Raw genomic sequence first — 20,025 nt, forward strand, 5'->3', positions numbered from 1 at the left:
CAATAAGCGAGACGGAATGATGCCGTCTCATACTGGGAGGTATCATGACAGGTCGCAACATCGTGCTGGTCGATCCGCTGCCACGGACCCTTGAATTGATCATGGAGCCTGATGTTCGTGCACGGCTTGAAAAGCTTGGCGAACTCGTCATCTCGGAAGATCGGCAAATGCCTGCGGAGCAGGTAGATGCCCTTCTTCCCGACACCGTGCTGATCTTCGGCCAGACCGACATGCCGAAGGAACGGCTGGAGCGAGCGCCGAAGCTTAAGGCGATCATCAATGTCGAATCGAACTTCCTGCCGAATATCGACTATCAGGCCTGCGTCGAGCGGGGCATCTGGGTCATTACACCCGCATCCGCTTTCTCGTCGCCGGTAGCGGAAGCGTCGCTCGGCATGGCGCTCGATCTGGCGCGCGGCATAACCATTGCCGACCGCCAGTTTCGAGATGGCACCGAAGAATATGGACTTGCGGGAAACATCGAGACGTTTCGCTATGCTGGCGCGCCCATCGGCATCATCGGTTTCGGGGATCTGGGCCGCGAGCTTCGGGAGCTAACGCGCCCCTTCAAAAACGAGGTCCGTGTTTACGATCCATGGCTGCCAAACGAGATCATAGAACGTCTCGACGGTATTCCCAGCAATCTCGATGATGTCGTTTCCAAATCCCGGGTGGTCTACGTGTTTGCAAGCGTCACCAGTGAAAATCAGGGCTTCATTGGAAAACGCCAGTTCGATGCCATGCAGCCGGGTTCGGCTTTCCTGCTGATGAGCCGCGCTGCCGTAGTGGATTTTCCTGCCATGCTCGGTGCTGTTAAATCCGGGCATATTCGTGCTGCAACCGACGTGTTTCCTGATGAGCCGGTGGCCGTGGATGATCAGGTCCGCTCGATCCCCGGCTTGCTGCTTTCCGCGCACCGAACGGGTGGTACGCGGGATGCCTTTTATAAACTCGGATCGATGGCTGTCGCCGACGCAGAACTTATCATGAAGGGCCTTCCGCCGCAGCTCTGCCGACGCGCCGACCCCGCCACTGCCAGCAGACTTCGCTCCAAGCCCGTCAGTGTTTCATAATTCATTTCTCGTTCTGAAAACCGAGACTTTCGCAATCGATACCCTTATCGTCGCTCCCTTAACTTTCAAGAAACGGACAGGGAGCGATTGCTCGCCCTGCGCGTTTGTGGAAGCCCATATTTTTATCCCGCACACAGGCCCCAATGACAATTCTAGCATCTTATCTCTACCGGGACGGTAGCCGCGCCGAAGAGGTACCACTGACCTCAACGGTATTCGAAGCCAAAGACGGTGAATTCGTCTGGATTGGACTGGTTGATCCGACAGCCGAGGAAATGTCCGATCTGAAGGCGATGTTCGGCCTGCACCCTTTGGCGGTGGAAGATGCGTTGAACGGCAGGCAGGTGCCAAAAGTCGATGTTTACGGCGACCAGCTTTTTGTCGTTGTCAAAACTGCCCACCTCGAAGGCGATAAGATTGCCTATGGCGAGACTTCTATTTTCGTTGGCTCCAACCATCTCATCTCTGTCAGGCATGGCTCGGCACGCAATCATAAGGGGCTGCGGGAGCAACTGGAACATTCGTCCAGGCTATTGCGGCAAGGCCCGGATTACGTACTTCACGGCATCATCGACTTCGTGGTGGATGGTTATCTCCCGATGGTGGAGACGCTGGAAGACAAGGTGCTGGAGCTTGAAAAGCACATCTTGATGTCCTTGCTTCAACCGGAGCAGATCAGACGCATTTTCAGAATGCGACGGCAGGTCATCCGCTTTCAGCGCATCCTCGGCCCGATGGCGGAAGTCGTCGGCAAGCTAAGCCATCTTGAGCTTCCGTGCGTGGATGAAAATGTCCAGCCTTTCTTCAAGGATGTCCATGATCATATAAGGCGTGTGGACGGGATGGTCAGCGGCTTGCGGGAAATCATGACGTCTGTTTTCGAGGCTTCGAACCTGCTCGAACAGCAGCGACAGGGCGCGATTACCCGCCAACTGGCCGCGTGGGCCGCCATTCTGGCAGTGCCGACAGCCATTGCGGGCATATACGGAATGAACTTCAAAAATATGCCGGAACTTGAAACAAGATACGGGTACTTCATAGTGCTTGCTGTCATTGCAACACTGTGTTCGATCTTATACGTGCGCTTCAAAAAGGCTGGCTGGTTGTGATCCACGACCGAAGCGGCTTGGCCAACGAAACAGCCGGGGCATCAACCCCGGCATTTTTGTTTTCAGATACTGCAAGCTCTATCAGGCGACACTGATACGCGGCTGTGGTTTCACACCCACGACGATGCCAATTGCAGCGAGGGCCAGGATCAACCCGCTCGTACCGAACACGCTCAAAGCGCCGTTCATATCGAAAATAACGCCACCAACCGCAGCACCCATGGCTATGGCGAACTGTATAGACGCCACGAGCAGGCCACCTGCGCTCTCGGCCTCATCAGGAATCGTGCGCGCCAGCCAGGTGGACCATGACACGGGAACAGCTCCAAACAGGAAACCCCATACGGCGACCATGACAGCCGCTACCGGCAATGGTGGCTCTGTGGTGACGAGCAGCAGCGCGATGAGCGCCATCAGCAACGGCAGGGCTGCGAGCGAAAATCTGAGGCTACGGCTGATCAATGATCCCGCCAGCAACGTTCCAACGAAATTGGCAAGTCCAAAACCAAGCAATAAAGCCGATACCATGCCGATGCCAGCCCCAATGTTCGCTTCGAGATAGGGTCGCAAATAGGTGAAGAACGCGAAATGACCACCAAAAACGAGCGTTGCCGCGATTAGGCCAAGTGCGATGCCAGGTCGAGCGAGGACCACGCCCAGAGTTTTCAGACTGGTCGAGCCAGATGGGGGAAGCTTTGGCAAGGTCAGAAACTGCATCACAAAGGCAATGACGCCCAGCAGTGCTGTCAACACAAAGACCGAGCGCCAGCCCGCGAGCTCGCCCACATAGCTGCCAACGGGAGCAGCGACGATGGTTGCCGCCGAAACGCCACTAAATATCATCGACAATGCGCGTGGAATACTCGCGGGTGGAACCAGCCGAATGACAATGGCAGTGGACATAGCCCAGAAGCCGCCGAGAGCCACACCCAACAACAGACGCCCGATCAACAGCACCGTCATGCCCGGCGCGGCTGCTACCATCAAGTTGGACACCACAAGCGAGGCCGAGAAGAACATCATCAGATGCCGCCGGTCGATACGTTGTGCGACAGAGGTGATCAGCAAACTCGCCACCATGCCAACAACGGCAGTGACGGTTACCGCCTGGCCAGCGGCGCCTTCGGTAATACCAAGCTCGGTAGCAATGGGCGTCAGCAGGCTTGCGGGCAGAAACTCTGCTGTCACAAGTCCGAAAACGCCAAGTGCCATGGATGTCACGGCGCCCCAGTTGGGCGCTTGCGGACTCGCATCCGTCGAAACACTATTAAAAGTCGGGTTCATAGTCAGGTCCTTTGGGAGGATGAGAATGGCCTTAACATAAACTGGACTTTTCGGACGATCTATGCCAAATAATCCGCCATGATTGATCGAAAGTCCGAAAAACATTCCTTGCCTGATCCTGACCTCATCAGTGAATTGCTGATGGGCATGCGTCTCGTCGGGCTGGATTACCGCCGCATCGAAGCAACCGCGCCGTTTGGCCTGGGCTTTGGGGAGGTGGAAGGACGTGCGCAGTTTCACTTTGTAGCACGTGGACCGGTCTATCTGCGAACGGTGGCCGGCACGCTTCATACCATGAAGACGGGTGACGCTGTGCTTTTGCCGCGCGGCGGCGCGCATTCGCTGGTCTCAAGCCCGGCTTTACCGTGCCAGAACATTCGCTCGCTTGATGCGGCGCCGCTTTGCAACTCGGTCACGAACGTAACAGCCTGCGATCCGGGCATGCCGAACGACCAACGCGTCCTGGTTTTCAGTGGCTGTATGGAGTTCGATCTGGGCGGGTTGCACCCGCTGGTCGGCTTGATGCCAGAGGTCATGTTTGTCGATACGCTCATCACCCGCTACCCGGAACTGCTGCCGATGCTGGAAGCAATGGAACGGGAAACCAGGCAGGAACGAGCAGGTTTCGCAGGCATTCTTGCCCGACTGGCAGATGTGGTTGCGGCCTTTATCGTGCGGGCTTGGGTGGAATGCGGATGCGGAGACTCTTCTGGCTGGATTGCGGCCCTGCGTGACCCTCGGCTTGGTCGCGTCATTCTGGCCATCCATAACAATCCCGGCCACGACTGGTCCCTTGCAGAACTCGCCAGCCAGATGGGTGCGTCCCGCTCGGTCTTCGCCGAACGCTTTCTGGAGGTCACAGGCATTACTCCACTGCGCTACCTCACGGAGTTACGCATGCGCCTTGCCTCGCAATGGATCGGCAAGGAGCATATGCCGATAGAGACAGCAGCAATCAAACTCGGCTACGGCTCCCAAGCCGCTTTCAGCCGCGCTTTCAAACGCATCATCGGCCACCCGCCGGGCTCACTGACCGCTCGAGGAACTATCGAGCGATTAACCAGCGCGCAAATCAGTTAGCTGCAGGGTTTTGGTTTTATATCTCAAGACCGGCAAACGCCATGCGCCTTGTGCAGCGCATGGCGTTTGGTAGTTCAGATTGTACTACTTGACGAGCGCACTCAGAGGGACGGCTTCAGAGATTGTCCAGTTACCGACAACACCCGGCTTACCGTTTTTCGTTTCAACGATGAGATAGCGAGCCTTGTTCTGATGGTGCAGTTCTGCGGTGAAAGTGCGCGGTCCAAACAGGGTAGGCTCATCTTTCATCTTTTCGAGTTCAGCAACGACGGCGTCCGCGTCGGTGGTCCCCGCACGCTCTACGGCTTTTGCCCAGACATCAATCATGGAATAGCCGGGATAGACATACTGGCTGGATGGATCAGAGCCAGTTTTCTTCTTGTAGGCGGCATTGAATGTCTGGACGTCCGGGTTAGGATCGTCACCATATATCGAGCCCTGAACCGGCGTGAAGAAGTTGGAGAGGTCCGGCACCGCCGACAGCCAGTAGCTTCCGTCCACGCCCGAACCGTTGAGGATCATCGAGTTGATACCGGCAGCGCGGATCTGCTTGATCGCCGATACGGCACCCGGCATCATCGTGCACAGCATGATGGCATCTGGCTCCTGAGGCAGTGCCTTGATGCGGGTGATCTGCGCCGCGATGGAGGCATCGTCGTTCTTGAAGGTGTCCTTGCCCACGAGCTTAGCACCCTTGGCCTCAAGTTTCGGCATCATCCAGTCGAAACCGTCGCAGATGCCCTTGTTATATTCCGTCCAGGTATCGAGGAGGCGATAATAGGTCTTGGCCTTCTTCTCGTTGAAAGCCCATTCTGCCATCGTCGCACCCTGCACGCCAGCCAGGACCGATGCGGAGAAACTGTGCGGACCGACACCCTGAATACCCGCTTTCACGGATTCTGCGCAGAGAAAGAATGAAACAAGTCCCGCATCTTCCGCCGCCAGTGCCGCTGGTGCGCCGAAGTCATAGTCGCACGATACCACGACGAGGTCCGCACCCTGGTCGATGACGGACAAACCGGCTTTTGCACCCTCTGCACGGTCGGATTTCGTATCGGCGCTGACAACCTCGATTTTTTTGCCGAGCAAGCCGCCAGCCGCATTTATCTCGTCGATACGGATCATCGCCGCATCCTGCGCCGGTTTGTCATAAGCTTCCATGAAACCGGAAGCACCGGTGGCAAAACCAACGACGATCTTATCGTCGTCTGCCCATGCGGGTAAGCTGGTCATGGCGGTCGCCAGCACCGCAGACAGTATTCTCGTCATATAAGCCATTTCGTTCTCCTTTATTGCCGTGCGGTTTCCTCTCCGCCGGCTATTTGTTACGACTGCGACGAAACAAGGTGATCTCGCGGTTGCCTATCAACCCGGCAGGACGAAGCGCGAGAATCACGATCATGATCACGCCGAGGGCGATTTCCTGAAGCCCCTTGGGAAGGGCAAAGGTCGTAGCGCCAACGGGGACACCGGCCTCAAGCATGCGAAGTGCCTGAATGAGGGCAGAGAGAAGAACCACACCGATGACAGCGCCCGACAGACTGCTCATGCCACCAACGACGAGCATCGAAAGCGTGATGAAGGTGAGGCCAAGATAGAACGTATCGGGCGTGACGACACCAATCGAATGCGCCATCAAGGCGCCGCCCAGCCCCATCACCACACCGGAGATGGTGAAGGCGACCAGCCGTTCTCTAGGAATATCGACGCCCGACGCTGCCGCGGCCGTCGGTTCGTCACGCGCGGCCCGAAGTGCCAGGCCGGATCGGGAGATGGCGTGCGCCCAGGCGATAAATACGGCGATGACAGCGGCTGCGACATAAGGCCAGATGGTTCTGACGATGGGAATGCCGACCACCGAAGACGTCGCGCCGGTGACATCTTCCCAATTGGAATAGACCGTGTTGATCATGGCAAGCACGGCAAATGTCGCAATCGAGGCGGCGATGCCGGAGAGCCGCATCAGCACCTTGCCGAAAATGAGCGCCACGACACCAGCAAAGAGCGCTGCCAATATTGCGGATTCCCAATAGGGCAATCGCGTATCCAGCAACCACTGCGGCAGGCCCGGAAGAGCGCTTTTCTTCATGATCGGATTGATGGTCAACCACGCGGCAGCATAGGCACCGAGGCAGGTGAAGCCGATATGGCCGAAGCTCAGGACGCCGGAGTTTCCGATGAAGATGTAGAGACCGACGACCAGTGTGACACGCACGAAAACATCGATCATGGCCTGATTGAAAGGCTTCGACCCGGTCATCACCGTCAGCACCGCGATTGCCAGAAGCAGCAGCGACAACAGGATCGGCGTTATCATGGTGCGACGCGCCAGCGAAAAAGGTGCTGGTTTCTTCGGAGACGCCAGTTCGACGGGTAGGTCTGGTATGGTCGCTGTGGTCATGTCGTCAGACCCTTTCCTTGGTGCCGCGGGCGGCGATCAGGCCTTGCGGTCGGAATAAAAGCACGAGGATGACAGCGCCATAAACGAAGGCATCACGAAACGGCCGAGCATCAATCGGCAGCACGACCTGCATGACGACGGACGCAGCCCCCAGCAGAAATCCGGCAAGAACGGCGCCTGCCAGACTGCCGAGCCCGCCGATGACGGTTGCGATGAAAGCCATCAGCATGATCGATGCTCCCATCTGAATATCGGCCGTACCCGTCTGGCTGCCGAAGATCAGCGCGATTGCACCGGCCAAGGCCCCGGATAAAGCAAAGGCACCCATGATGACGCGGTTGGCGCGAACACCGAGCATACGGGCCATGGAGAAGTTTTCCGCAGCCGCGCGCATTTCCAGCCCGAAACGGGTGCGCCTCAGAAAGAGCGAAAGCCCGATGAGGATCAGCACCGTTGCGATGATGGTGATCAATTGCAAAAGCGGTAGCCGCGCGCCAAATATCTCGACCGGCTGCGACAGCATTGGCAACAGCGAAATGGATTTCGGTCGGCTGGTAAACAGCATCAGCAGGAAGTAGCGGATCACGAAGCCCAGCGCGAAGGAAGCAATCATCATCGTTGCCGGGCTGGCCCGCCGAAAACGGCGGAACACGACGATTTCGCACAGCACCGACAGCCCAGCCCCCGTTATCAGGACAAGTGGCACCAGCAGGTACCATGGCAGATGACCGGCGAAGACGATGGCCATCGCATCGGTCGAAGGCCACAACAGCGCAAATATGCAAAAGGCGATAACATCGCCATGGGCGAAGTTCACCAGCCGCATGACGCCGAAGATTAGCGCGATGCCGAGTGCACCGAGCGCGTAAAGGGAGCCGAGAGACAGCGAGTCGAAGACGATCTGTAACATCTCAATGATCCTCGTAACCGAAATAGGCGGCCTGAATGGCCTCGCTGTTGCCGAGTGTGCGGGCATCGCCATCCAGCACGATCTCGCCGCCGCGCATAAGGATCATCCGCCCGCCGACCATGACGGCGCGGGCAGAGCTTTGCTCCACGACAAGCAGCGTCAACCGGCGCTCGGCACGCAAGGCGATCAGCCGTTCGTAGACCTGATCTGTAATGTTGGGGGCAAGACCGAGCGATGGCTCATCGATGGCGATAAGCCGTGGATTGGTCATCAGGGCCCGGCCGATGACCAGCATCTGCTGCTGGCCACCGGACAGGAGGCCCGCCTGCCCGTTTCGACGTTCCTTTAGAATAGGGAACGTCTCGTAGACTGCTTCCAGCTCGATTGCGGCACGGGCGCGCCAGCCACGGTCGCGCGCATGCATGCCTGTGCCGACCAGAAGGTTTTCCTCGATGGTCAGTGAACCGAAAACCTCCCGACCCTCGGGCACCATGGAAAAGCCAAGGCGTGCAATGTCTTCCGGCGCTTTGCCGGTGATATCTTGATCTTGGAAGTCTATCCGCCCGGCAGTTGCCGGGGTCACGCCCGCAATCGCCCGCATCAACGAGGATTTTCCAGCTCCGTTAGGGCCGGTGATGAAAAGGATTTCGCCCTCATCCATCGAAAAAGAAACGCCACGCACCGCAGTCAGTCTGCCGTAGCGTATCTCAACGTCGGAAACCGTAAGGATACTCATTGCAGGGCCTCCACAATGGGCAAATCCGTGTCGGCAGTTGTGCCCATATACGCGTGCCGCACCTTCTCGCTGCCGCGGATGGCGGCGGGCGTGCCCTCTTCGATGACCGCCCCGGAATCCAGAACAACGATGTGGTCGCATAGCCCCAGCACAAGGCCGACATTGTGCTCGATGATCAGAACGCCACAACCCAGTTCACGGGCAATACGCCGAACGAGGGACGACAGGTCGGAGGCTTCGTGGCTGCTCATTCCGGCAGCGGGTTCATCGAGAAGAATATAGGATGGGCGGCCAATGAGGGCGCGACCAATGGCAACACGGCGCTCATCCGTATAAGGCAGCGTTCCGGCAATACGCGAACCGAGAGCACCAATGCCCATCCAGTCCAGCATGGCCTGTGCTTCGGCAACGGCGGTTCGCCTGCTCATGCCGAGGCCCACGCCTGTTACCTCGAGGTTATCGATAACGGCCAAATCCCGAAACAGGCGACCGCCCTGAAAGGTTCTGGCGACGCCACGACGGCGTACCATATGCGGTTTGAGCCCGCTGAGCGACGAGCCGTCGAGATTGATGGCCCCTTCCGTTGGAGCCTGAAAACCCGTCAGCACATTGACCAGCGTCGTCTTGCCGGCACCATTGGGGCCGATCAAGCCGCTGATATGTCCAGGCGTTATGTTCAGCGTCACCGACGACAGTGCTTTAAGCCCCGCGAAGGCGACGGACACGTTTTCCGCGCTAAGTTGACCCATTCCCCTGTTCCTTATGTTTTCAGGAGAGGGCATGCTGGAGCGGGCCGTGTTACGGCCTCAAGTTTCCAGCGATGTTCCCCTTATTCTTCCGGCAATCTCTGCGGATCGCTCGGCTAACAAATTCACGCCGTTTACCGGCTTCGTCTTGTCGTTGCGCGCGCCGGATATTGTTATCTGGCGCGGCGGAGAGCCAACATCGGCTGGCCAACCCCTCCCCTTAAATCTCCGGTTCCTCTTCCGGAGACATCCGCATCAGGCGGTCAGGAATTCTTCTGCCTTCGCAAGGGCAGCCGTTCGGTCAGCCCGCGCAGCAAGCGCTTCCTCAAGCGTAACGGGCACGAACTGCGCTGGGGTGTGCGGTTGTAATTGTGCAATACGGTCCATATCCGCAGAAATGACAACACCCAGCATCATGTAGCCGCCGCCAGAAACCGCATCACGGTGCAACACGATCGGTTCCGTGCCGCTTGGCACTTGTACTGAACCATATGGATAGCAAGCATCAACGATGTTGGACGGGTCTGAACCGGCACCGAATGGCTGCACGCGCGGCATGAATTCCAGCGGCGTGCCACCACGGAAACGATACCCGATACGGTCAGCTTCCGGCGCCACTTTCCAAGTATCCTCGAAGAACCGCTTTCCAGCAGCTTCCGTTATGCGGTGCCAGTAAATACCGGGCAGCATACGGAGTTCAGCGGGCATGGCACCCAGACCACGCATATGGGAAGGAAGGGAAAGCCCGGCCTTGCCGGAACCTTCGCCCACAGGAAGCTCATCGCCTGCCTTAAGAACACGGCCTTCAAAACCACCCAAAGCACCCAGCACATAGGTCGAGCGTGACCCAAGAACGATCGGAACATCGATACCGCCAGAAATCGCGATATAGGCCCGCGCGCCGGCTTTCAGATACCCGAACGACAGGCGATCCCCAGCCTGGACGGCGAAGCTTTCCCACGTCGGCTGCTCTACACCATTGACCTTCGGCGGCAGTTCGCCACCGGTTACTGCAACGATCAAAGGCTTGGAGAATTCCAGTTCTGGGCCCATGAAGGTGACTTCAAGGACAGCAGCACCGGGATCGTTGCCCACCAGAAGGTTGGCGATACGGGTGGAAAATCGATCCATGCCGCCGCCTTCGGGAATGCCGGAATGGTAATAACCAGGGCGACCGAGATCCTGAACCGAGGTGGCGAGGCCGGGCGTGATGACTTTAACGGCCATGGAGAAGCTCCATCAGTTGGGCGTTGGTGCCGTAAATATCGTTGTTGAAACTGGTGAGGCTGAAGGTGCAATCGCGCACCGTCGGTTGCCATCTGTTGGCCCCGATCTCCTCCAGCGTTGCGTCGTATTCGTCGCGGGTGATCGACTTGAATTTGACGATATCACCCGGCTTGAACAGACACATTTCGTCTGTGAGATAACGGACCTTGCGGGTCGGATCGTAGATTGGAGCAGGTGTGACCCCGTACATTTGATAACCACCGGCACCGCGTACTGAATAGATCGCCGCAAAGCAGCCGCCATGCCCTACCGTCAGTTTTGGCGTATCCGTGCGCGGGCGCAGATATTTCGGCGCTTCGATCTGCTTTTTGCGTTCTACCATCTGATAGAGCCACGGCAGACCGGCAACGAAGCCGACCATGGAGACAAACCATGGCTGGCCTGAATAGGCCGCAATGAATTCCTCGACCGTGCCGTATCCGTTGATGCGTGCGGAATATTCCAGATCGGTCGAGCTGGGGTCCTGGTGGCGCTCGCGAAAACGCATGCCGGTTTCATGCGTCCATGGGTCCTGGAAATAGACCGGCAACTCGATGATCCGTGTTTTCAGTGCCGCATCGGATTTCGATGCCGCGTCTTCCATGGATTTCAGTTCTGTCAGCAGGTCCTGCGGGGAGATGATGTCAGGGTTGAAACGAATCTGGAAGCTGGCATTGGCCGGGCAGGTTTCGGTCACGCCGCGAATATTGGCCTCACGCACCGCATTGATCATCGATAGGCCGGTGAAAAACGAGGCCAGCGACATGTCTTCGGATACTTCACCGAAGATGTGTTCGTCGCCGCCGAAATTGAATCGTATCGACATCGCTTCTCCTTTTCAGCCGGCGAGCGCCGCTGCGTTTTCGGTGAGCCAGCCTTCCAGCCAGCGCGTGTGCACGTCTCCCACCTGCACCGACGGATCGGCGGCAAGCGCCAGAAACAGCGGCTTGGTGGTTTTCACTCCGGTGATTTCAAGTTCGTTCAAGGCTCTTTTCAGGCGTGCAATCGCAGCTTCGCGTGTTTCCGCATGCACGATCAGCTTTGCCAGAAGCGAGTCGTAAAAGGGCGGTATCTGGTAGCCATTGTAGAGCATGGAATCGAACCGCACGCCCGGCCCGCCGGGGATGCGAAGATTATCGACCTTGCCCGGAAACGGCGCGAAATCCTTGGCCGGGTCCTCGGCATTCAGCCGCACCTCGATGGCATGACCCTTGACCTTGATATCGTCCTGCACAAGTCGTAACGGCTCCCCACCCGCAATCCGCAGCATCTCTGCCACCAGATCGATACCGGTAATGGCTTCCGTTACCGGATGTTCGACCTGAATACGGGTGTTCATCTCGATGAAATAGAACTGATCGGCCGCATCGTCATAGAGATATTCGACGGTACCCGCACCAGAGTATGACACGGCTTTTGCCAGCGCCACTGCAGATGCGCAAAGCTCTTCGCGCAAGGCATCAGACAGTGCACGGGAGGGAGCTTCTTCCCATACCTTCTGGCGTCTGCGCTGAAGCGAGCATTCCCGCTCATAACAATGCACTGCATCATGGCCATCGGCCAGAACCTGCACCTCGATGTGACGCGCCCGACCGATGACCTTTTCCATGTACAGGCCGCCATCACCAAACGCAGCCAAAGCTTCGGCCTGCGCCTGCGGATAGGCCTGTTCAAATTCGGCAGCCGAGTTGGCGATGCGGATGCCGCGCCCGCCGCCACCGGCCGCGGCTTTGATCATCACCGGAAAACCGGTCTCTTCCAAAACACCCCGCGCGGCCTCGATGCTCTCGACGCGACCGGCAGAACCCGGAACCACGGGAACACCAGCTGCTGCTGCCGCAACGCGTGCCGACACCTTATCACCCATAAGACGGATCGCGTTGCCCGATGGACCTACAAAGACAAGGCCGGCCGCCGTTACGGCATCCGAAAACGCAGCGTTTTCCGCCAGGAATCCATAACCGGGATGCACGCTGTCGCACCCGGTGCTGCGGGCCGCGTCAAGAATGGCCTCGATATTGAGATAGGATTTTTTGGCGGCGGGAGGGCCAATATTCACCGCTTCATCAGCAAGTTGCACATGCAGGGCTTCGGCATCGGCTGCGGAATAAACGGCAACGGTCGCAATGCCGAGGTCTTGCGCTGCACGAATAATTCGCACCGCAATTTCCCCGCGATTGGCGATCAGCAGTTTTTTCAACATCAGCTGAGTTCCGCAAGCGCTGCACCGGCCATCACCGGATCTTCGTTATCAACGAGGAAGGCGACGCTGCTGCCGGCAACCTCTGAACGGACTTCGTGAAAGGATTTCATCACCTCAATGAGGCCGATCACGTCACCGATGGCGACGTCTTCACCATCTGCCTTCAGAGGTGGCTGGCCTGGCGCTGCGCTGCGATAGAACGTTCCTGGAAGAGGTGAAAGAATCTGTGTCATGGCAAGGTTCTCCGGTTCCGACGATGCGAGAAGACTGCAGGCATAAAACCGCCGTTTGAGGCGGTTGTCGATCTCAGTGCCAGGGCGCTATGGCTTCGCGCACGGTCTTGGCAATGTCGATGGCGTTCGGCGTATCGGAATGAACGCATATGGTCTCGCACGTGACCGGGAAGAAACTCCCGTCGTTTGCCGTACCCTTATTTTCCTTCAGCGCACGCACACAGCGCTCAGCCATCAGGTCGGGGTCTTTAGCATCATGTTCGCGGGTCACGATCAACGTACCGCCGGGGGCATATTCAAGGTCGGCATAGAACTCCGGAATGAAAGTAATGCCGCGCTGCTGATAGATTTTCTCATGCAGCGTATTGGTCATGCCAAACAAAGGCACGCCAAAAATTTCCGCAGCGTCGCAGATGCCATGCGCAATTTCTTCCTGACGCGCCGCCATTCCGTAAAGGCTGCCATGCGGCTTGATGTGGTTAAGCGGCATATTCTCGGCCTTGAGGAAACCCATCAGTGCGCCGACCTGATAGATGACGCTATTGGCAATTTCCTCGCGGCTCATCTTCATCTCGCGACGACCGAAGCCTTGGAGATCGGGAAGAGAGGGATGTGCACCGACCTTCACGCCGTTTTCCTTGGCAAGGCGAACGGTGGAGCGCATGTGGTCAGGATCGGATGCATGGAAGCCGCAGGCAACGTTGGCGACATTGATAAGCGGCATCAAGCCAGCATCGTCGCCCAGTCGGTAGAGGCCAAAGCTCTCCCCCATGTCACAGTTTAGCGTGACGCTCATGATCGAAATTCCCCTTGTGTATGCTGCCGTCTTTGCGGCGTTGCACAAATCTTGTCTGAGGATTTTGCTCTTGTGAAATAGTAATTTTTTTAATGTATTATCAAAAAAAAAGATAATTATTCAGAGGGTGAACTTTTATGAGCATCACGTTGAAACAGCTTAACTATTTTATAGCGTCGGCTGAAAGCGGCCAAGTCAGTCATGCAGCCGTTAATCTCAATATCTCACAATCAGCCGTGACAGCGGCCATCAAAGCGCTTGAAGACGAGCTCGGCGTCAAGCTGCTGGAGCGCACCCATGCCGGAGTACGCCTTACGATGGAGGGCTCGCGCTTTCTGGAACACGCCCGCATTATCACCGGCGCTGTCGCTGCCGCAGTGCACAGTCCATTGCGTGAGCGTGAAGGTTACGCTGGCAAACTAACACTTGGAATGACCTATACCGTCACTGGATATTTCATGTCTAAATATTATGCGCGGTTTCGAAAGACCTATCCGCAAATCGCTGTCGAGTTGAAGGAACTGCCCCGCGCGGAGCTTGAGCGGCAGTTAGCCTGCGGCGACATCGATATAGCGCTGATGTTGGTGTCGAACCTTGGCAACACAAAAGAACTGGAACAAGAAGTCCTGATGCGATCCAGTCGACGCCTCTGGCTCTCGGCAGATCACCACCTGCTTTTGCGCAACGACATCAGTCTGGCCGATATCGCGCAGGAAGACTATGTCATGCTGACCGTCGATGAAGCGAACGAAACCGCCGGACGATACTGGGATCTGGCAGGACTCACGCCACGCACGGTACTGACAACCAGCTCCGTCGAAGCTGTCCGCTCACTTGTTGCAGCAGGTGTGGGCGTGACCATACTCTCGGATATGGTCTACCGCCCTTGGTCACTTGAGGGACAGCGCATCGAACTCAAGCGGCTGGCCGAGCCCATTCCGAGCATGGACGTCGGCTTCGCCTGGGCAAGAGCCCGCCCCCTTGTCGCCGCGGCTGCAACCTTCCGGGCTTTCATGTCCGTGACCATGGGCGGCGGAGGCTGAAGGTTGGACGCGAAGATCGCGTTACACGAGCCCTTCGTCGGCAATGGCGCCCGTCAAACGGTCCAGAGTGCGCCCCATGCGGACCATGATTTCGTCCACCTCATCAGAGGTGATGATCAACGGCGGGCAAAGAGCCAATTGATCGCCAATGGCCCGGAAGATAAGGCCTTCCTCATGGCCGATCGTCGATGCAATCGCACCCGCCTTGCCGATTTTCTCGAAGGGCTTGCGGGTTTGTTTGTTCGCTACCAGTTCCACCGCGCCAATCAGTCCCGTGCCCCGCGCCTCGCCGACAAGCGGGTGGTCCGCAAAGGAACGCAGGCCAGCCTGAAACTGTGCTTCGAGCCGTGCGGCATTGCCCATCAGGTCACGCTCCTCAATGATAGCGAGGTTTTCCAGCGCAACAGCCGAAGCCACCGGATGGCCAGATGCCGTAAAGCCATGCCCGAAAGCGCCGATCTTCTCCGAGTTATCGGCAATCGCCTGATAGATCGCATCAGAGAACATCACAGCCGCAAACGGCATGTAGGAGGAGGTAATCTGCTTTGAAAGCGTCATGATATCAGGCGTGAAACCGAACTTCTGGCAACCGAATGGCGTGCCCAAGCGACCGAAGCCGCAGATCACTTCATCCGAAACGATCAGAATGTCATTGGCACGGCAAATCCGCTCGACGCCCTCCCAATAGCCAGCTGGCGGCGGCAGGACACCGCCGGCTGCCATCAGCGGCTCGCCGATAAAGGCGGCAATCGTATCTGCGCCTTCGGTTGCAATGACGGTTTCCAGTTCGACCAGCAACCGCGCCGTAAATGCCGCCTCATCTTCGCCCTCGGCACCGAAGCGATAGAAATGCGGGCATGTCAGATGATGTACCGGAATAACCGGCAGATCGAAGTCCCGGTGGTTGATGGGCAGACCGGTCAGGCTTCCCGATGCGACGGTGATGCCGTGATATCCCTTGATGCGCGACAGGAATTTCTTCTTGTTGGGACGCCCCAGAGCATTGTTCATATACCACGCCATCTTCACGATCGTGTCGTTGGCTTCAGACCCTGACGAGGTGAAGAACGCACGGTTGATATTTGCAGGCGTCATCTCCACGAGCTTTTCCGCCAAGCGGATGGAGGGCTCATGCGATTTGGACGAGAACGTGTGGTAATAGGGCAGCTTCAGCATCTGCTTGTAGGCGGCCTCAGCAAGACGCGGCTCTGAGAAACCCACCGCCACCGACCACAGACCTGCAAGCCCCTCGATATATTCCTTGCCACGATCATCATAGACGCGGATGCCCTCCCCCCGTTCGATGACCAGCGGACCCGTACGTTCGTGTTGGCGCAGATTGGTATTGGGGTGCATGGTGGAGGCGATGTCGGCGGCGGCAAGGGAGTTGGAGAGGATGTTCATGTCAGTCCCATAGGCTGGAGTGATTGTGCAGCAATGTCGTTCATTTGGTTTTTGGAGAGCGCTTCAGCGCAATGTATTATCCACCCACGCGGGCGCGATATGCGGATGCGAAGACGATGGTTCCAGATCATGGAGCAGGCGTAAAACCCGCGGTGGCGTGAGCGGCAAGCGTGAGACTGGTTTGCCGATGGCACGTGAAACAGCGCAGGCAATCGCCGAACCGACAGCGAGAATAGGAACTTCCCCTGCCCCTTTCGTGCCGAGCGGCCCGATGGATGGCGCACCTTCGTAAAGATCGGCAACTACGGGAACGACATCCTGCGCCAGCGGCACGCGGTAGGTCTCGAAACCATCCTGCGCGATGCGTCCGTCATCGGTTATCGTCACCTCCTCGTGCAAGGCATAACCCAGTCCCTGAACCACGCCGCCCTGAACCTGTCCCATAATGGCGCGTGGGTTGAGCGCGCGCCCGACATCCTGCACGACGCGATAGGCGAGCACCTCAACATGTCCGGTATCGGGATCAACAGCCACTTCCGCCTCGTGTACAACAAAGACCGGAATATCGAGCGCTTCGATGAAATGCCCCATCGCGCAACCGGTCATGGCAGGCGTGTTCTTGGCTGTGAAGCTGCCGGTGCCGGTGATCGGCCCCGTCGTTGCTTGCGCGTGGGCCACGACCGCCGGGATGGTGACGCCAGATCCCGGACGACCATCGATTTCCACCCTGCCTTCACGCAGCACGAGGCTCCCCGGTGGCGTCTGCAACATCTCGCCTGCAGATCGTAACAGTTTCTCTTTGACCTCAGCGGATGCGCCCATGCTGGCCGCGCCAATAGAGACTGTTGTTCGCCCGCCACCGACACCGGCGTCCAGGCCTGCCGCATCCGTATCGGCTTCCTTCACCACCACCTGATCCGGCTTCAACCCCAATTGGCCCGCCACGATCTGCGGCAAGGATTGCATCATCGTGCCGGAGCCGATCTCCACACCTGATGTCACCAACGTAGCGCTGCCATCTGCGTTCATGTTGATAGTAGCGGCAGACGGGCCAACGAAGATGAACCACGTCCCGACCGTCGTAGCGCGGCCATAAAGGCGGCCATCGGCCTTGCCCTCGGCGGTGCCGGTTTTTGTTCGCAGCGCATCCATGCGCTCCAGCATCGGGCTCAGCACATCGCCTTCAAATATCTGACCCGTTGGCCCAAGATCGCCATCGCCCAGAACGTTTCGTTTACGAAACTCTATTGCGTCCATGCCGATTGCCGCACAAATTTCGTCAGTGTGACGCTCCAGCGCAAAGCCGTTATAGACGCCGTTACAGGCCCTGAATGCGCCGTTTGGAGGCGTGTTGGTGTAGATCGCGCGGCTGACAAGCCTGACAGCACCCAGCCGATAACTACCGCCCAGGGTGTGCGAGGTCATCGTCGTGAGGAAAACTTGCTCACCGCCATAGGCGCCGCAATCCATCAGGACCACTGCCTCGCGCCCGACGATCTCACCATCAACCGTTACCGCCGACCGAATGGTTATCTCCGCGTTTTCCCGGCACAGGCAGGTCGCCATTTCCTCCTGCCGGGTATTTTCCAGAATGACGCCGCGTCCCGTCATGCGGGCCAGCAATGCCGTGATCGGCTCAATGGAGGCATCGAATTTCAGACCGAAGGCTCCGCCCACTGGTGGCACGGTGACGCGAACACGCCCCGGCGGCAGTTGCATGACGCGCCCGGTGACATTGCGCACGGTCCAGGGCACCTGCGTCGACGTCTGGATATGCGCGCGCCCATCCTCCCAGCTACCAATCGCAACACGCGGCTCGAACGGCAAATGGCTTTGTCTGCCGACCGAAAAGCTGCTTTCGACGATGGTCACGTCATCGCGTGCAAAGGCGGCATCGACATCACCCCGCACTGACTTTGCTTCCCAGGCAGTGTTTCGAGAACGCGCACCGCCCTCCGTCAAAACCTCATAGTCACGCCAGTTTTCGTGCACCAGCCGAGCGTCGGGCTCAAGCGCTTCGGCCATGGTCAGGACGGGCTCGAGTGGTTCAATCTCGATAATGATAGCCTTGAGGGCGGCCCGCGCATCCGCCTCTGTTTCGGCAGCGATGGCGGCGATGGGTTCGCCGTTGTAGCGGATCATATCAACGGCGAAAAGCGGATGATCGGCAATACCGATACCATAGTTTCCCGGAGCATCCGCAGCTGTCGCAATGGCCAGCACGCCGGGGCATTCAAGCGCAGTGGACACGTCGAGCCTGATGATGCGACCGGAGGGAACATTGGAGCGCAACAAAACCGCATGCAGCATATCGGGACGGGCGCGGTCGTTGGTATAACAGGTGCGCCCACGCAGCTTGTCGCGGGCGTCGCGGCGCGGAAGGTCCATGACAGTCGTGGAAACCTCAACCATGGGCGCGCACTCCAGCGATAACATCCATGACGGCATCGATGATCCGCTCGTAGCCGGTGCAACGACAGATATTGCCCACCATCGCCGCTTTGACATCGGCACGGCAGGCATCGGGATGATCTCGCAGAAAATGCGAGAGGCTCATGACCATGCCGGGAAAACACATGCCACACTGAACGGCGTCAGCGGCTTCGAACGCCGCCTGAAGCGGATGCAATGGCCCGTCACCGCTCGACATCGCCTCGATTGAGGTGACGCTCGCCCCCTCCAGCAGGCCAACTGGGCGAAGGCAGGACATAACCGCTTCTCCATCGACATGCACGGTGCAGGCACCGCAAAAGCCTTCGCGGCAGACAGCTTTGGTGCCGGTCAAGAAACGCTCGTGGCGCAGTACATTGACCAGAGGCGTCATCGGATCACCATTGAAACGACAGATGGAGCCGTTGATGCGAAGCGTCACCGTCATCTGGCATCCTCCTTGTGCGACAAAGCTTCTAGGCCGCGGCGGACCAGCGTCGGCAGCACCTGACGGCGATACCAGCCATCCGCTTCGATACCGTTTCGCCCTTCGAAATCGTTGCACGTCTCAGCCAGAGAGGCCGCTATCTGCGCGCTTGCCGGACGCCCGCCGGGTTCACGGGAAAATGCTTCTTCGAGCTTGGTCCAGCGCCGCGCAACCTCCTCCACAGAACCGACCGCGATCTGTATCTGTCCCTTGCTCGACAGGGCGCATGACACGATCGCAACCGGATAATCTCCAGCACGGCGCAGCGGCAGCCTCACATGGGCGCTGGCGATGATATCGCGGGAAATAATAACGCTCGTAAGGATCGCGTCTGCCAGCACCTGCTCCCTATTCGCAAGAAAACACGCAAGCGGCATGCGCAAAGGTGCTTGGGTAGCACGCAACTCAACGATGGCATCAACAGCGAGGAGTGCGGGCAGAAGGTCTGCGGCTGCAAAACCCGGCGTACAGAGATTACCGCCAAGCGTCGCCACGCGGCGAATGGCAGGATTGGCGGAACTCGATGCAGCAAGAGCAACGGCTTCAAATCCGGCAAGACCGAGCAGCGCCTGCCCAAGCGCCTCATGCGTGACCGCTGCACCAATGGTGATCGTGTCGTCGGATATGTAGATTGCCTTAAGACCTGCAATTGCGTGTAGCGAGACCAGCGCTTGCGGCAGGTCAACGCCTCTACGCGGATCACGCATCAACCACGTACCACCGGCCAAAATCGCAGCGCCCTGCCTTTTTGCGGCAAGCGCTTCCTCGATAGTGCCGGCAACGGTCAAAGACCGCTCCAGATTATCGAACATCGTTCAGGACCC

19 protein-coding genes are annotated in these 20,025 nt (G+C 58.1%); 4 read left to right on the forward strand and 15 right to left on the reverse strand.

Going from position 1 to position 20,025, the window contains the following annotated elements; all coding sequences use genetic code 11:
- Positions 1-44: 44 nt before the first annotated feature.
- A complete protein-coding gene (locus ATO67_RS08070; RefSeq protein ID WP_067646607.1) occupies positions 45-1,073 on the forward strand; it encodes a hydroxyacid dehydrogenase in 1,029 nt (342 codons plus the stop codon).
- A gap of 143 nt (positions 1,074-1,216) precedes the next feature.
- Positions 1,217-2,182 (forward strand): magnesium and cobalt transport protein CorA, encoded by a 966-nt coding sequence (locus ATO67_RS08075; protein ID WP_067646610.1) that lies wholly within the window; start codon positions 1,217-1,219, stop codon positions 2,180-2,182.
- An 81-nt stretch (positions 2,183-2,263) separates the two neighbouring features.
- On the opposite strand, the gene ATO67_RS08080 is transcribed toward ATO67_RS08075, so the two are convergent.
- Positions 2,264-3,466 carry an MFS transporter gene (locus tag ATO67_RS08080; RefSeq protein WP_067647296.1) on the reverse strand — a complete coding sequence of 401 codons (1,203 nt, stop codon included), beginning with the start codon at positions 3,464-3,466 and terminating at the stop codon, positions 2,264-2,266.
- A 78-nt stretch (positions 3,467-3,544) separates the two neighbouring features.
- Here ATO67_RS08080 and ATO67_RS08085 point away from each other — a divergent pair, with 78 nt between their 5' ends.
- A complete protein-coding gene (locus tag ATO67_RS08085) occupies positions 3,545-4,546 on the forward strand; it encodes an AraC family transcriptional regulator (protein WP_067646613.1) in 1,002 nt (333 codons plus the stop codon).
- A gap of 84 nt (positions 4,547-4,630) precedes the next feature.
- On the opposite strand, the gene ATO67_RS08090 is transcribed toward ATO67_RS08085, so the two are convergent.
- The 10 genes from ATO67_RS08090 to ATO67_RS08135 all read right to left on the reverse strand — a co-directional run bounded on the left by ATO67_RS08090 (position 4,631) and on the right by ATO67_RS08135 (position 13,837).
- On the reverse strand, positions 4,631-5,824 hold the full coding sequence (locus ATO67_RS08090; protein ID WP_082760200.1) for an ABC transporter substrate-binding protein: 1,194 nt from the start codon (positions 5,822-5,824) through the stop codon (positions 4,631-4,633).
- 40 nt (positions 5,825-5,864) lie between these two features.
- On the reverse strand, positions 5,865-6,947 hold the full coding sequence (locus tag ATO67_RS08095) for a branched-chain amino acid ABC transporter permease (RefSeq protein WP_067646616.1): 1,083 nt from the start codon (positions 6,945-6,947) through the stop codon (positions 5,865-5,867).
- A gap of 4 nt (positions 6,948-6,951) precedes the next feature.
- Positions 6,952-7,857: a branched-chain amino acid ABC transporter permease gene (locus ATO67_RS08100; protein WP_067646619.1), complete on the reverse strand. Its 906-nt coding sequence runs from the start codon at positions 7,855-7,857 to the stop codon at positions 6,952-6,954.
- Between the two features lies 1 nt (position 7,858).
- Positions 7,859-8,593, reverse strand: a complete 735-nt coding sequence (locus tag ATO67_RS08105; protein ID WP_067646622.1) for an ABC transporter ATP-binding protein — start codon at positions 8,591-8,593, stop codon at positions 7,859-7,861.
- Positions 8,590-9,342 carry an ABC transporter ATP-binding protein gene (locus ATO67_RS08110; protein ID WP_067646625.1) on the reverse strand — a complete coding sequence of 251 codons (753 nt, stop codon included), beginning with the start codon at positions 9,340-9,342 and terminating at the stop codon, positions 8,590-8,592. The genes ATO67_RS08105 and ATO67_RS08110 overlap by 4 nt, the downstream gene beginning before the upstream one ends.
- A gap of 252 nt (positions 9,343-9,594) precedes the next feature.
- Complete coding sequence (locus tag ATO67_RS08115; RefSeq protein ID WP_067646628.1) at positions 9,595-10,566, reverse strand: 5-oxoprolinase subunit C family protein; 972 nt, start codon at positions 10,564-10,566, stop codon at positions 9,595-9,597.
- Positions 10,556-11,431, reverse strand: coding sequence for a 5-oxoprolinase subunit B family protein (locus ATO67_RS08120; protein ID WP_067646631.1), 876 nt, complete (start codon positions 11,429-11,431; stop codon positions 10,556-10,558). Before ATO67_RS08120 ends, ATO67_RS08115 begins: the two co-directional genes overlap by 11 nt.
- Positions 11,432-11,443: 12 nt before the next feature.
- Positions 11,444-12,808, reverse strand: coding sequence for an acetyl-CoA carboxylase biotin carboxylase subunit (locus ATO67_RS08125; RefSeq protein WP_067646634.1), 1,365 nt, complete (start codon positions 12,806-12,808; stop codon positions 11,444-11,446).
- On the reverse strand, positions 12,808-13,041 hold the full coding sequence (locus tag ATO67_RS08130) for an acetyl-CoA carboxylase (RefSeq protein ID WP_067646637.1): 234 nt from the start codon (positions 13,039-13,041) through the stop codon (positions 12,808-12,810). The genes ATO67_RS08125 and ATO67_RS08130 overlap by 1 nt, the downstream gene beginning before the upstream one ends.
- Before the next feature lie 73 nt (positions 13,042-13,114).
- Entirely contained in the window at positions 13,115-13,837 is a 723-nt protein-coding gene (locus ATO67_RS08135) for a LamB/YcsF family protein (protein WP_067646640.1), read from the reverse strand.
- Between the two features lie 137 nt (positions 13,838-13,974).
- Between ATO67_RS08135 and ATO67_RS08140 the strand changes: the two genes are divergently transcribed.
- Positions 13,975-14,880: a LysR family transcriptional regulator gene (locus tag ATO67_RS08140; RefSeq protein ID WP_067646643.1), complete on the forward strand. Its 906-nt coding sequence runs from the start codon at positions 13,975-13,977 to the stop codon at positions 14,878-14,880.
- A gap of 21 nt (positions 14,881-14,901) precedes the next feature.
- On the opposite strand, the gene ATO67_RS08145 is transcribed toward ATO67_RS08140, so the two are convergent.
- From ATO67_RS08145 to ATO67_RS08160, 4 genes are all read right to left on the reverse strand, one after another.
- On the reverse strand, positions 14,902-16,284 hold the full coding sequence (locus ATO67_RS08145; protein WP_067646650.1) for an aspartate aminotransferase family protein: 1,383 nt from the start codon (positions 16,282-16,284) through the stop codon (positions 14,902-14,904).
- Between the two features lie 63 nt (positions 16,285-16,347).
- Positions 16,348-18,696, reverse strand: coding sequence for a xanthine dehydrogenase family protein molybdopterin-binding subunit (locus ATO67_RS08150; RefSeq protein ID WP_067646653.1), 2,349 nt, complete (start codon positions 18,694-18,696; stop codon positions 16,348-16,350).
- Positions 18,689-19,162: a (2Fe-2S)-binding protein gene (locus ATO67_RS08155; protein ID WP_067646656.1), complete on the reverse strand. Its 474-nt coding sequence runs from the start codon at positions 19,160-19,162 to the stop codon at positions 18,689-18,691. The genes ATO67_RS08150 and ATO67_RS08155 overlap by 8 nt, the downstream gene beginning before the upstream one ends.
- Positions 19,159-20,013, reverse strand: a complete 855-nt coding sequence (locus ATO67_RS08160) for an FAD binding domain-containing protein (RefSeq protein ID WP_067646659.1) — start codon at positions 20,011-20,013, stop codon at positions 19,159-19,161. Before ATO67_RS08160 ends, ATO67_RS08155 begins: the two co-directional genes overlap by 4 nt.
- Positions 20,014-20,025: the final 12 nt, after the last annotated feature.

Origin of the sequence: Agrobacterium bohemicum, from assembly GCF_001562555.1 — a bacterium.
GTDB lineage: Bacteria > Pseudomonadota > Alphaproteobacteria > Rhizobiales > Rhizobiaceae > Agrobacterium > Agrobacterium bohemicum.